At 71.5% G+C, this 12,740-nt stretch carries 10 protein-coding genes; 6 read left to right on the top strand and 4 right to left on the bottom strand.

Annotated elements, in window-relative coordinates:
• The first annotated feature begins 206 nt into the window (after positions 1-206).
• From EV192_RS15170 to EV192_RS15180, 3 genes are all read left to right on the top strand, one after another.
• Positions 207-3,287, top strand: coding sequence for a type 2 lanthipeptide synthetase LanM family protein (locus EV192_RS15170; RefSeq protein ID WP_165960393.1), 3,081 nt, complete (start codon positions 207-209; stop codon positions 3,285-3,287).
• A gap of 13 nt (positions 3,288-3,300) precedes the next feature.
• Positions 3,301-3,549, top strand: a complete 249-nt coding sequence (locus EV192_RS15175) for a hypothetical protein (RefSeq protein ID WP_132115690.1) — start codon at positions 3,301-3,303, stop codon at positions 3,547-3,549.
• Positions 3,550-3,649: 100 nt separating this feature from the next.
• Complete coding sequence (locus EV192_RS15180; protein WP_243726853.1) at positions 3,650-6,586, top strand: ATP-binding protein; 2,937 nt, start codon at positions 3,650-3,652, stop codon at positions 6,584-6,586.
• Between the two features lie 86 nt (positions 6,587-6,672).
• Here EV192_RS15180 and EV192_RS15185 read toward each other — a convergent pair whose 3' ends face one another.
• Both EV192_RS15185 and EV192_RS15190 read right to left on the bottom strand, forming a co-directional pair.
• On the bottom strand, positions 6,673-8,115 hold the full coding sequence (locus EV192_RS15185) for an aminotransferase-like domain-containing protein (protein WP_132115692.1): 1,443 nt from the start codon (positions 8,113-8,115) through the stop codon (positions 6,673-6,675).
• A 146-nt stretch (positions 8,116-8,261) separates the two neighbouring features.
• Complete coding sequence (locus EV192_RS15190; protein ID WP_132115694.1) at positions 8,262-8,897, bottom strand: TetR/AcrR family transcriptional regulator C-terminal domain-containing protein; 636 nt, start codon at positions 8,895-8,897, stop codon at positions 8,262-8,264.
• A gap of 79 nt (positions 8,898-8,976) precedes the next feature.
• Here EV192_RS15190 and EV192_RS15195 point away from each other — a divergent pair, with 79 nt between their 5' ends.
• The 3 genes from EV192_RS15195 (at position 8,977) to EV192_RS15205 (ending at position 10,786) form a co-directional block, all read left to right on the top strand.
• On the top strand, positions 8,977-9,927 hold the full coding sequence (locus tag EV192_RS15195; RefSeq protein ID WP_132115696.1) for a quinone oxidoreductase family protein: 951 nt from the start codon (positions 8,977-8,979) through the stop codon (positions 9,925-9,927).
• Positions 9,928-10,004: 77 nt separating this feature from the next.
• A complete protein-coding gene (locus EV192_RS15200; protein ID WP_132115698.1) occupies positions 10,005-10,586 on the top strand; it encodes a hypothetical protein in 582 nt (193 codons plus the stop codon).
• Complete coding sequence (locus tag EV192_RS15205) at positions 10,583-10,786, top strand: DUF6186 family protein (RefSeq protein ID WP_132115700.1); 204 nt, start codon at positions 10,583-10,585, stop codon at positions 10,784-10,786. The genes EV192_RS15200 and EV192_RS15205 overlap by 4 nt, the downstream gene beginning before the upstream one ends.
• Here the strand turns inward: EV192_RS15205 and EV192_RS15210 are convergent.
• Together EV192_RS15210 and EV192_RS15215 are read right to left on the bottom strand one after the other, a co-directional pair.
• Positions 10,780-11,529, bottom strand: a complete 750-nt coding sequence (locus tag EV192_RS15210) for a methyltransferase domain-containing protein (protein WP_207926061.1) — start codon at positions 11,527-11,529, stop codon at positions 10,780-10,782. The genes EV192_RS15205 and EV192_RS15210 overlap by 7 nt on opposite strands.
• Before the next feature lie 65 nt (positions 11,530-11,594).
• Complete coding sequence (locus EV192_RS15215) at positions 11,595-12,617, bottom strand: alpha/beta hydrolase (protein WP_132115704.1); 1,023 nt, start codon at positions 12,615-12,617, stop codon at positions 11,595-11,597.
• Between the last annotated feature and the right edge of the window lie 123 nt (positions 12,618-12,740).

A 12,740-nucleotide genomic window follows, 5' to 3' on the forward strand; every position in this document is an offset into this window, starting at 1 on the left:
ACCGCCACGGAGAGCGGTCGTACACCCCAGACGGTCGGAACCGACTGTCATCGGTCGGTGCCGGAGGGTCGCCGTTCCTGGCCGGGCTGCCGTGAAGTGCACGTTTCGGGCCGTCCAAGCGTGACCGCGTGGCGTGGGGGAACCGGCGGAATGTACGTGGTTTCCACCCATGACCGGCGGTTGACGCACGTGAAACCGTGCGGACTGTGACCGGACATTCGGCAAGCGCGAGCCCTGGTCAGGGGCTGGACATCGGCTGGTGGGCCAAGGGCCTCGCGCTGTCCGAACGGCTGGTGGGGACCGGTCGCCTGGTCCAACCGCGGACCGACCACCCCGCGCACCGGCAGGTGGCCCGCTGGCGCGCCGGCTACGGGCCGGCCGGCGCCGACCGGTTCGCCGAGCGCCTCGCCGGCACCGGGCTGACCGAGGACCTGTTGGCCGCCCTGCTCGCCGAGCCCGCCGAGCGCCTCGCGGCCCGGACAGCCCGGCCGGAGTGGGCGGACACCGTCGACTCCGCGGTACGGGCCGCCCAGCCGCCCGCCGCCGGCCTGCCGGTGCCGGCCGACTGGCGCGAGGCCTTCGCGATCCCGCTGCGCCCGCTGGTCGACGCTGCCCAGGACCAGCTGGCCAGGCAGGGCGAGGGCCTCGCCCACGTCGACGTTCCCGCCGTGCTCGACACGTTCGCCGCGGGCCTGCGCAAGCGGCTGGTCAGCCTGGCTGTCCGGACGTTCGTGGCCGAGCTCAACGCCCAGCGCGCGGCCGGCCAGCTGGTCGGCGCGGACGGTAAGGAGCGCTTCGCGTTCTTCGTCCGCCGCCTGGCCGAACCGACGAACCTGGTCGCGCTGTTCACCGCGTACCCGGTGCTCGCCCGGCTGCTCGGCCAGGCCGCCGGGCAGGACGTGGCCGCGCACGCCGAGCTGCTCACCCGGTTCGCGGCCGACCGCGCCGCGATCGTCACGACGTTGTTCGACGGTGTCGATCCCGGCCGGATGGTGTCGATCGAGGCCGCCCGGGGCGACCGGCACGGCAGCGGCCGGTCGGTGGCGATCGTGGTGTTCGAGTCCGGCCGGCGGGTGGTCTACCGGCCGCGGGACGTCGGGACGCACGTCTGGCTGGCCGAGATGGTCGACTGGCTGAACCGCCGGGTGCCCGACCTCGGCCTGCGCACGGTCACCACGCTGGCCCGGCCCGGGTACGGCTGGCTTGAGTTCGTCCAGGCCGCGCCGGTCCAGGACCTGGCTGCGGCCGACCGGTTCTACCGCAGGCAGGGGGCGTTGCTCGCCCTGCTGCACATCCTGCACGCCGGCGACATGCACCACGAGAACCTGGTGGCGGCCGGGGACACGCCGGTGTTGGTGGACGTGGAGACCCTGTTCCACCCCGACTTCGAGCTGACCGAGGCGCCCCCGGACGCCGCGTCGGCGATGCTCGGCCACTCGGTGCAACGGACCGCGCTGCTGCCGATGATGATCGTCGGCTCGCACGGCACCGCCGACGTTTCCGGGCTTGGCGGCGATCGCGGCGCGAGTCCGTACGGCGTGCTCGACTGGGAGTTCGCGGGCACCGACCGGATGCGGATCACCCGGCGGCCCGGTGAGTTCGGCGGCGGCCACAACCGGCCCCGGCTGGGCGGGCGCGACCTGGACCCCGGCGAGCACGAAGCGGCGTTCCTGGACGGCTTCCGGGTGGGCTACGACGCGATCCTGCGGCACCCGGCCGAGTTCACCGGCCTGATCCAGGCCGCCGCCGACCTGGACGTGCGCCTGATCGCCCGCCCGACCAGCGGATACGCCGTCCTGCTCGACGAGACCACGCATCCGGACCTGCTGCGGGACGCGGCCGACCGGGACCGGGCCCTGGACGTGCTGTGGACCGACTCGGCCGCGTGCCCGTTGCGGTGGCGCCTGTCCCCGCACGAGCTGGCCGACATGTGGACCGGGAACGTCCCGCTGTTCACGACCCGACCGGACAGCCGTGACGTGCGTACCTCGACCGGCGAGTCGCTGCCCGGCCTGCTGACCGCGTCCGGCCTGGGGCAGGCGCTGGCGAAGCTGGCCGCCATGAGCGAGGTGGACCTGCACCACCAGGAGTGGATCATCTCGGCCACCCTGGCCACCCGCCTGCCGGCGGACGGGCACCGCGGCGTGGAACGGGTCGCGGAACCGATGACCGGCGCGGCGGCAAACCCGGAACGGCTGCTCGCGGCGTCGTGCGCGATCGCCGACCTGATCGTGGCCAAGGGCCTGACCGACGGCGGCCGGGTGAACTGGCTCGGCCTGGAGTACGTGGACAACCGGCAGTGGCTGGTCCTGCCGATGGGCGCCGGCCTGGCCAACGGCTACCTGGGGGTCGCCCTGTTCCTGGCGCACCTCGCTGACCTGAGCGGCATCCACCGGTACGGCGAGTTGGCCCGGCGCGCGGTCGACGCGGTCCCGCAGGTGCTGGAGATGGCCGCCGGGCGGCCGGACCTGCTGCGGCTGATCGGTTCCGGCGCGTTGAACGGCTTCGGCGGCATCGCGTACGCCCTGGCCCGTCTCGCCACTCTGCTCGACGATACCGAGATCAGGAAGTGGGCGCTGGTCGCGGCGGAGCACGCCGCCATCGCCGACCCGCACGGCCCCGCCGACTGGGCCAACGGCAGCGCCGGCTGCCTGGCGGCGCTCACCGCCGTCGCGGCTGAACTGGGGGAGAGCAGGGTCGCCGGACTGGCCAGGTCGTGCGCGGACCGGCTGGTGGACATGGACCTCCCGGACGACGCCGGCTTCGCCTTCGGCGCCGCCGGAACCGCCTGGGCCCTCGCCGGCGCCGCTGAGCCCGATGCCGCGCGGGCGGCGGTGGAGCGGGCCACTCCGTTCGAGCCCGCCGGCCATGGGTGGTGCTCCGGGCTTGCCGGGCTGGCCGTCGCCCGGGCGGCCGTCGACCCCGAACCCGACCACATCGTCCGCGCCGCGCGGTTGCTCGCCGACCGGCCGGTGCTGCGTGATCTGAGCTTGTGCCACGGTGAGCTGGGCATCGCCGAGGCATTGACCGTGCTGTCCGCCCAGATGCCGTCCGCGAGCGTGATCGCGGCGGCGGCTCGACGACGTGCCGGCCTGGTCCTTGACGCGATCGACCGGTACGGACCCACCTGCGGAACCCCGGGCGCGGTGTCGTCGCCCGGACTGCTCAACGGTCTCGCCGGGATCGGCTACGGGCTGCTGCGGCTGGGCTTCAGCGACCGGGTGCCCTCCGTGCTGCTGGTGCGGCCCGGGTACCCGGCGGAGAACCACAAACCCCGAGAAACATGAAGGAACAGTGACCATGAGCTCGACGTCCCCCGAACCGCTTGCCGAGACCGACTTGCCGATGCAGGAAGTGTCGTCGGAGGAGTTATCCGACGAGGCGACCGACCGCGACCCGGTCGGCTACATGAGGTTCCTGCCCGCGGTCACGTTCGGCCTGCGGGTCGCCGCCCTCGCCGGGGTCGCGCTCGCCGTCGGTGACATGGCCGGGGTGACCGGCATCTGGCCCGGTGGAACGACCTGCTGCATCACCATCAACCCGACCTGACCAAGCGTCGCCCGAGCGCGGTCCACTTCGCGAAGTGGACCGCGCTCGACGCTGTTGGCGGATAGACCAGGCAAGTGATACCTAGGTACGGTCCGACTTCGTGTTGGGGCACCGATCGTCGGTCATTGTTGGTCGCGACGACGAGCTTCACACGCTGCAGGAAGCTCTCACTGCGGCGCGTGGTGGCCGTGGCGGGGCTGTGTTCATCATCGGGGAAAGCGGAATCGGCAAGTCGAGGCTCGCGGCCGCTGCCGCTGACCTGGGCTTCGCCGCGGACATGCGGTTGTTGCGGGGCCGGGGAAGCGCGATCGGGCCGATGGTCCCGTACCGGTCGTTGACCGAGGCGCTGCTGTCGTTGCTGCGGGCCGGTGATCCGGTCGACGTCGCCGCGCTGGGCCCGTACCGCCCGGTGCTGGCCCGGCTGATCCCCGACTGGGGCGAGGTGGCGGGCGGCGGACAGGGCGGTGCCAACGATGGTGGGTCGCTGGTGATCCTCGCCGAGGCCGTGCTGCGGCTGACCGCGTTGGCCGGCCAGGGCCGTGGCTGCCTGATGACCCTCGACGACATGCAGGACGCCGACGCCGAGACATTGGCCGTGGTCGAGTACATGATCGACAACATGGACCGGCAACCGGTGCTGCTGGTCGGCATGATCCGCGACGAGCCGTGCCCGGCGCTGGAGATGGCCCACTCGGCCGCGCAGCGCGGCGCCGGCGTGGTGATCGACCTCGGCCGGCTCAACCGCGACGACCTGCGGCGGATGGCCGGGTCGTGCCTGGGCACGCAGCCGCGCGAGGTGCCGGAGCCGGCCGCCGACCTGCTCTGGGCGGGCAGCGCCGGAAACCCGTTCCTGGTCAAGGAGATGCTCACCGGCATGATCGACAGCCGGCTGCTGGTGCACGAGCACGGCGGCCGCTGGCGGGTGACCGAGCAGCTGCGGACCAACCTGCCGACCACGTTCGTCCGTGGCGTGGCCCGGCGGGTGGACATGCTGGGACCCCAGGCCCGACAGGTGCTGTCGGTCGCCGCCGTCCTCGGCCGGCGGTTCCCGCTCGCCGTGGTGCAGGCGGCCTCCGGCCTGGAGTACAGCGACCTGCTCAGCCACATGCACGGCGACCTGATGGCCCAGCTGGTCACCCCGGACGACCAGACCCCGGACTGGTACTGCTTCCAGCACTCGCTGATCGTGGACGCGTTGTTGACCCTGGTCACCCCGGCCGACCGGGCCGGCATCGCGCAACAGGTCGCGGACGCCGTGGAGGCCGTGTACCCGGGGCTGCCCGGCGAATGGTGCCAGGTCAGCGCCTCGTTACGGTTGGACGCCGGATATCCGACGGTTGCCGGGCGGCTGTTCGCCGAGGCCGGTCGGCGCGCGCTCGCCCATGGCGCCGCGCACTCCGCGGTCACCCTGCTGGACAAGGCGTGGGATCTGCTCGTGCACGACGTGCCGGCGCGCGCGGACGCGTTGGAGGCGCGCCTGTACGCGTTGGCCGAAGCGGGCCTGGTGGACCGGGCGTTGGCCGCGGTGACGATGCTCGACGAGGTCGGTGCCCGACTCGACCGCCGAAGACGCGCGCAGCTACACGCGAGGCTGGCCTGGGTGGCGAACCTCGCTGGGCGCACCGCCGACGGCCTCAGCCAGGTGGAGGCCGCCCGGGTGCTGCTCGGCCCGGACGCCGCCGCCGAGGACATCGCCCCGCTCGACGTCGTGGCCGCCCACCTGGAGCTGGACGTGCCGGGACGGGGGCAGCTGCGGAAGGCGGAGGCGATGGCCCGCCGGGCCGCGACCGTCGCCGAGCAGGTGCCGTTGCCGATCGTGGCCTGTCAGGCCTGGCAGTTGCTCGGCGCGTTGACCCGGTCGCGTGACCCGGACGAGGCGACCGCGTGCCTGGAACGCAGCCGCGCCATCGCCGTCGAGTACAGCCTGCCCATCTGGGAGATCCACGCCCTGGTCCGGCTCGGCCTGGACGACGCCCTGCGCGAGGGCACCGTCGACCGACTGGAGCAGGCCAGGCAGCAGGCGACGAACATCGGCGCGGTGACCGCGCGGTACCAGTCCGAGGTCAACATCGGGCTGCAGCTGATCCTGCGCGGCGACTTCGGCGCCGCCGAAACCCTGATCGACCAGGTGCTCGCCGACACGACCAGGCTGAAACTCCTGGAGACCACGCAGCACATGCTGGTCCTGCGGGCCGTGCTGAACGGACACCGCGGCCGTCGCCGCGAGATGGAACAGGCGGTCACCGAACTCCGCGGCTGGTCCGGCGACCAGGCCCAGTACGTGCCCCGGGTGCACGGGCTGGGCCGGGCGTTCTGCGCGTTGATCGAGGAGGACCGCGACGCCGCCGCGACGGAACTGGCGGTCACGCTCAGCGCCGAGGAGACCAGCCCGACCACGTTCCACCTGGCCGGCCAGTACGGGCTGAACCTGCTGCTGCGCACCCTGGCCGGCGACATGGACTGGGCGACCTACGAGTCGGTCACCTCGGCCCCGGCGGCCCGGCTGCGGTGGGACCGGCAGTTCGCCCAGTTCGCCCGCGCGGTCCTGGCCGGCCGCGACGGGAAAACAGCGGAGGCGACGGAAGCCGTCACCGAGGCACTGCGGCTCGGTTCGCCGTACGAACTGGGCCGCCACCTGGGCCTACGCCTGGTCGGCGAGGCGGCCCTGGCCGACGGCTGGGGCGAACCGGTGGAGTGGCTGCGGACCGCGGAGGAGTACTTCCACAACGCCGGTTTCCAGGCGGTGGCGGGCGCCTGCCGGGCGTTGCTGCGGCGGACCGGCAACCGGGTCGCCCAGCGCCGCACCGGGATCGAGAGCGTCCCGCCGCCACTGCGGTCGGCCGGGGTGACAGTGCGCGAGTACGAGGTGTTGCGGCTGCTGGCGGAGCGGCTGGGCAACCGCGAGATCGCCGACCGGCTGCACCTGTCGTTGCGGACGGTGGAGAAACACGTGTCGAGCCTGATCTTCAAGACCGGCATGCCCAACCGGATCGCGCTGAGCAAGTTCGCGTCGTCCTCGGGCGGTCAGCTCAACTGACAGTGTCAACGAGGTCGCCGGTCGGTCGGCTGCCCGGTTATCTGACAGTGTCACCGTCGGATGCTGACACTGTCAGCGTCTGGCGATCACCCCAGCTCTGCCCAGGCCATCGCCAGCCGGTTGACCAGCTCGGCGATGTCCGCTTCTGACAGGGTGAAGGGGATCCGGATGTGGTTGTCGTGGTGGCCGTTCGGGTCGGTCGCTGAGCCGGGCACCACCTCCACCCCGTGCCGCAGGGCCACTTGGGCGAAGATCTGGGCGTCCACCTCGGGCAGTTCGACCCACAGGGCCGAGCCGCCTTCCGGGGTTCGCCAGCGCCAGTTCGGCAGGTGCATGGCCAGCAGGCCCGCCAGGTGGCCGAGGCGGCGCGCCAACGTCTCCCGCCGGCCCGCGGCGATGTCGGTGATCTTCGGCAGCAGCCGGGCCGCCAGCGCCTGGTCGAGAACGGCGTTGCCCAGGTCGGCGCGTACTTTGTAGCGCGCGAGCCGGTCGATCACCGGTTCGGGCGCGCGCACCCAGCCGATCCGCAGCCCGGCCCACACTGTCTTGGCGAGCGACCCGACCGACAGGATCTCGGCGTCCCGCGGCGCGTACGCCCCGATCGGCGGCGGCGTCTCCGCGCCGGAGTACCCGGTGAAGCCGGTGTAGGCGTTGTCCTCCAGTAACGGCACGCGGTACTTCGCGGCGATCTGGGCGACCCGTTGGCGGCGGCTCGCGGACATCAGCACCCCGGTGGGGTTGTGGTACGTCGGCATCACGTACGCGAGCGCCGGATTGTGCTCGGCGAAGGCCTTGGCCAGGGCGTCCGGCCGGACGCCGTCCTCGTCCACCGGCACGCTCACCAGTTTGGCGCCGGCCGCGCGGAACACGTCCAGGCAGCCCGGCCAGCTCGGCGACTCCACCACGACCGTGCTGCCCGGCTTCAGGTACATCTGGGCGGCCAGCCCCACCGCCTGCTGCACGCCGTTGGTGATCAGGACCTGGTCCGGCACGGTCGGCACCAGCTGCCCGTCGAAGTGGTCGCAGACGGCCTGGCGCAGCGCGGGCAGGCCGGTCGGGTGACAGCCCGCGTCCGCCGTCAGCTCGGGCAGGTCCTCCCGGGCCAGCGCCCAGACGGCGTCCCGCAGCTCGGGCGCTGCCGGTTCGACCGCGAGCGCCAGCGAGATGATCTTCCCTGGTCCGTCCACCAGTCGCTGGTAGATCGACGTTGCCCGACCGCCGGGCACCCGGCCATCCGCCCCGGACCTGCGCGGCCGCACCGCCGCGGACACCCTCGTGCCGCTGCCGCGCACGCTGTCCACCAGGCCGCCGCCGCGCAGCTCGTCGTACGCGGCGACCACGGTGGCGCGGCTGACCGTGAGCATCTTCGCCAGATCCCGCTCGGACGGCAGCCGCTCGCCCGCCGGCAGGTCCCCGGCGGTGATGCCGCCGGCGAGCGCGCCGGCGAGCCTGCGATAAAGCGGTCCGTGCGCGGTGGTCCAGTCACCGAGAAATTCGACCAGGACGCCGGCATCACAGAAACGGTCCACTGTCACTCCCCGAAAAGAGACCGGTCGACAGCCAAAGGCGACTCAGGAAATCGGGATCACAGTAGCACGGAAATGTCGTGGTCGAACAATTTCCGCGGCGGTCAGCTCAGTGCACCGGTCCAATTCCGCGAGCAATGGCCCTTTCGTCACCCATGGTGGCCGTGGGACGTCACAGTGGCGCCTTCGATGACCGTCGCCAGGCACTCGGTGAACAGGTCGTCCACGGTCCGGCCGGGTTCGAAGTACTCGGTGATGGCGGCGACCACGGTGGGGTGCCGTTCGCTGAACGCGGCCATGTCGAAGTCCTTCAGCCCCACCGTGTCCGGCCGCGGCGCCTGCTCCTCCAGGACGTAGCCGACGGTGAACCGCTGCACGGTCAGCACGATGACCCTGGCCTGCCGCAAGGGAATCCCGCGGGCCACCAACGTGCTCATCGCCAGTTCGGAGATCGCCGCCAGGTTGAGCGACAGCTGGGCGGCCGAGATCACCCTGGCGCCGTCCGGGTGGGCGAGCAGCGCGCGGCGCAGCCGTTCGGCGATGCCCGCCAACCAGTCCTGCCAGCGTTCGTCCGGGTGAGGCCGGGTGAGTTCGGGGAACTCCCGCTCGATGATCACCTCGGCGACCGCGGTGACCAGGGCGGCCTTGTTGGGGACGTGCCAGTAGAGGGTGGGCGCCTGCACGCCGAGCCGCGCGGCCAGCTTGCGCAGGGTCACCCCGTCGAGTCCTTCGGCGTCCAGCAGCGCCACGGCCTCGGTGACGATCCGCTGTCGATCCAACGTCACTGTTCTGCATACCTCCGGGGCGGCACTCTATCAGTGGTAGAGTCTCTCTAACGGTGTTAGAGAGACTGGGTGGGGTCAGATGAAAGCAGCGGTGTTGCACGAGGTCGGCGGCGTTCCCCGGTACGAGGACTTCCCGGACCCGGTGGCCGGCGCGGGCGAGGTGGTGATCGACGTGCGGGCGGTCGCGGTGGAGAACGTGGACAAGATGATCGCGGCCGGCACCCACTACGCGAGCAAGGAGTTCGTCGACCGGTTACCGGTGATCCCGGCGTTCGACGGCGTCGGCGAGCTCCCCGACGGGACGCTCGTCGGGTTCGGCCGGCCCCGGCATCCCTACGGCGCGCTCGCTGAGAAGACCGTGGTGTCCGCCGACGCGTACATCCCGGTCCCGACCGACATCGACCCCGCGGTGGTGACCGTGCTGGGGACGGCCATCAACGGGATGTCCGTTCGCACCGCCGCGGGTTTCGTTCCCGGCGAGACAGTGTTGGTCCAGGGCGCCACCGGGGTCGCCGGGCGGCTCGCCGTGAAAGCGGCGCGGCTGCTGGGTGCCGGCCGGATCGTCGCGACCGGACGCGACGACACCCAGTTGCGGGAAGTCGGCGCGGACACGGTCATCAACACCGCGGTCGACGACGACGCGCTGGCGAAAGCGTTCACCGAAGCCAAAGGGGACGGATACGACGTGGTCGTGGACTTCCTGTGGGGCCGGCCCACCGAGATCCTGCTGCGCTCGCTGATCCCGGACAGTTTCGCGTTCCCGAAGCCGACCAGGGTGATCCAGATCGGCGAGTCGGCCGGGCCCTCGATCGCGCTCGCCGCGGCGAGCCTGCGCACCTCGGGCATTGAGATCTGCGGCGCGGCCAAGGGACTCGACGCGGACACCATGCGCGCGTCGTACGAGCAGGTTCTGGCGTGGACGCGGTCCGGCGAGCTCACGTTCGAGCTGGCGAAGGCGCCGTTGCGGGACATCGAGGCCGCGTGGCAGCGGACTGACCTGCGCGGGCGGCGGCTCGTCGTGGTCATGTGACCGTATCGGGAATCCATTGGCGTGGCGCATGCTTCTCCTGTTAGGACCGGTACGGACCTGACGTGAAGGAGCGGCGCATGGTTTTCGGCTTCCCTGGACGCTGGAACGGCAGGCTGACCGTCGACCTGCCGGTGGTGGCGCTGCCGTTGGCCGCGTTGGCCCACTGGATCCGTGGCGCGCCGACCGACGCGGTCATCTTCGTGGTGGTCACGCTGCTGCTCGTACTGGCCGAGCTACGGGGAACGGACGACGCCACAATGCCGGCGCAGCCGATGCGAGTGCCTGGGTTCGCGGTGATCGCGCTGGGCCTGCTGGTGTTGGCGTTCGGGCGGGACAGCCTGCCGGTCGCCGTGGTGATCTGCGCGATCGGCCTGTTGGTGCTGGTCGCCGAGTTACGGGACCCGTCCCTGCCCCAGGGCGGTCCGGTGCCGCGCCGGGCGTGGGTGTGGTCGGCGGTCGGGCTCAGCTGGTGCCTGTGGGAGCTGATCTCGTTCATCTACGAGCAGGGCGCGGGTGGGTTGTCGCTCACCCACCCGACCATGAGCGACCTGATCGAGCCGATGTTGTCCAACCGGATCGTGCAGGCACTGGCCTTCATGGGCTGGCTGGCCGCGGGCTTGGCGATGTTACGGGCGGCCGCCGCGGCGAGGCGGTCATGACCGCCCGGGTCGTCACCGAACTCGGCTTCGGGCTCATCGTCCTCGCGGCCGTCGCGCTCGCGGTGGCCAGTCACGTCGCACCCCGCCGGATCCCGCCGCTCACCAGCGTGCTGGCCGTGGTGATGCGCCGGCGGACCACCCGGATCGCGCTCGTGGCGGCCTGGTGGTGGGTGGGGTGGCACTTCTTCGTGGGTCACTGAACGGTGGCCGCGGCGACGAACAGCGGCGTCGCCACCAGGAAACGGTCCGTCCGGGCACGTTCGGCCTGGTCCGCCGTCCAGATGTCGGCCTGTTCGCGGCTGATCGCGCGGCTCCGGTGTGCGGTCTCCACCAGGCCGGTGACCATCGGGAGCATCGCCGCGTCAGTGATGACGCCCGTGCGCACCTCGACCGTCACGTCGGTGAAACCGTTGTCCAGCAGGAGGTTGCGGTAACGGCGGGCAACCCGTGGGTTGGGTACGGTGTCGGCGCGGGCGTGCACGATGAGCCGGGTCAACTCCGGGTCGTCGGCATCGATGAGGAAACCGTCCCAGTCCTGTCCGACAAGCACGATCCGCCCACCCCGCGCCAGCACGCGCCGCGCCTCCACCAACGCCACCTCAGGATCGGCCAACTGGTGGAACACCTTGTCGGCCCGGTACCCCACGACTTCGCCGTCGGCCAGCGGCAGGGCGTCGGCACCGGCGAGGCGAAAGTCCCGCCCCGGCCACCGCTCCCGGGCCACCGCCACCATCCGCTCGTCGACATCAACCCCGATCGGGCACACCCCTTGCTCAGCGAGTTCCTCGACCGCCCGCCCCGCCCCGCAGCCAACGTCCACGACGGCCTGCCCAGGCGCGAGGCCGAGCAGGTCGTAGGAGTGGGCGCGCAGTTCGGCCGCGCCGGGCAACGTGTCGGCGGTGTCGAGGAGTCGGACAAGCGAGTCCGTCGGGTCGTGGCTCATGGTCGCGATGATGCGACTTCAAGTGCGCTTGAAGTCAACTGCGGTGGTCCGAAGAGGAGGGTGACTCAGCGGGCGAGGCGTTCGGCGAGCCACGCCAGGGACAGTGGGTAGCGGTAGTCGATGGCGAAGTGGCCGGCGTCGAACAGTTCGAAGTGGACGCGGTCGGCCGGGACACCGGCTGTGGCCAGTTCGGCGCGGAACGCTTCGGCGCCGAGATCAAGGAACCACTCGTCGTGGGTGCCGGCGTCGATCCACACCGCGCGCAGTGACCTGACGGCTTCTGTGTGGTCCGCGACCATGCGCACCGGGTCCCAGTTCAGCCAGCGCTGCCACTGTTCCGGTTGGGGCGCGCCGGTTACCTGGTCGAACGGCAGTTCTGGGGTGCCGTCGTCGCGGGCGGAGAAACACGCCGCCAGGGCGAGCAGCTCCACCAGGACGTCGTCGCCGGGTTTGGTGAACGCGGGCCGTGCCTGGAAGTCGCGCCAGAACTGGGTGATGTCGTGGTCGTAGTTCCGCAGGGCGCGGGCGGCTTTGCCGAAGTCGGGGAGGTAGGACAGTTCGTAGAGGGTGTCGCCGGAGTGGGTGGCGAGGGCGCCGAAGAGGTCCGGGCGGAGCATCGGGGTGATCATCGAGCCGAAGCCGCCGGAGGACTTTCCCATGATGGCGCGGGACTCGCGGTCGGCGATGGTGCGGTAGTGGGCGTCCACCCACGGCACGATCTCGTCGCACAGGTAGGAGTGATAGCGCCCGGTGCCGGGCGAGTCGACGAACTGGGAGCCGCCGTACTTGGTCCACGCGTCAACGTAGACCACGACACAGCCGGGTGTGCCGTTGGCGAACACGGTGTCCGCGGTCTCCGGGAACGGCTGGCGGAACGGGGTGCGGTTGGCCCACATCGACAAGTGCCCGGTGTAGCCCTGGATCACGTAGACGGTGGGGTAGCGGGTGGTCGTGTCGTCGTATCCGGGCGGGACGTACACCCACAACGGCCGCAGGTGCGGATCGCCGAGGTGGTTGTCCCGCAACAGCACGGAGTCGAAGGTGTGCCGGTCCAACCGGCCGGCGAGTTCGGCTTCCCAGGGCAGCATGCCCGGAAGTCAAGCATGCCCGGCCCGGCTGGTCAGGTAGTTTTGGGCCAGAGGTGTCATGACGACCATCGAGCAGCTGGCCGACGAGCTTGTCGACGTCATCGCCGACGAGGATCCGTTGCG

Source organism: Actinocrispum wychmicini (genome assembly GCF_004345645.1).
Classification (GTDB): Bacteria; Actinomycetota; Actinomycetes; order Mycobacteriales; family Pseudonocardiaceae; genus Kibdelosporangium; species Kibdelosporangium wychmicini.

Bases quoted from the DNA above. Each gene is read 5' to 3' on its own strand.
- EV192_RS15175 (WP_132115690.1), top strand. From the start codon at position 3,301: ATGAGCTCGACGTCCCCCGAACCGCTTGCCGAGACCGACTTGCCGATG.
- EV192_RS15195 (WP_132115696.1), top strand. From the start codon at position 8,977: ATGAAAGCAGCGGTGTTGCACGAGGTCGGCGGCGTTCCCCGGTACGAG.
- EV192_RS15200 (WP_132115698.1), top strand. From the start codon at position 10,005: ATGGTTTTCGGCTTCCCTGGACGCTGGAACGGCAGGCTGACCGTCGAC.
- EV192_RS15205 (WP_132115700.1), top strand. From the start codon at position 10,583: ATGACCGCCCGGGTCGTCACCGAACTCGGCTTCGGGCTCATCGTCCTC.
- EV192_RS15210 (WP_207926061.1), bottom strand. From the start codon at position 11,529: ATGAGCCACGACCCGACGGACTCGCTTGTCCGACTCCTCGACACCGCC.
- EV192_RS15215 (WP_132115704.1), bottom strand. From the start codon at position 12,617: ATGCTGCCCTGGGAAGCCGAACTCGCCGGCCGGTTGGACCGGCACACC.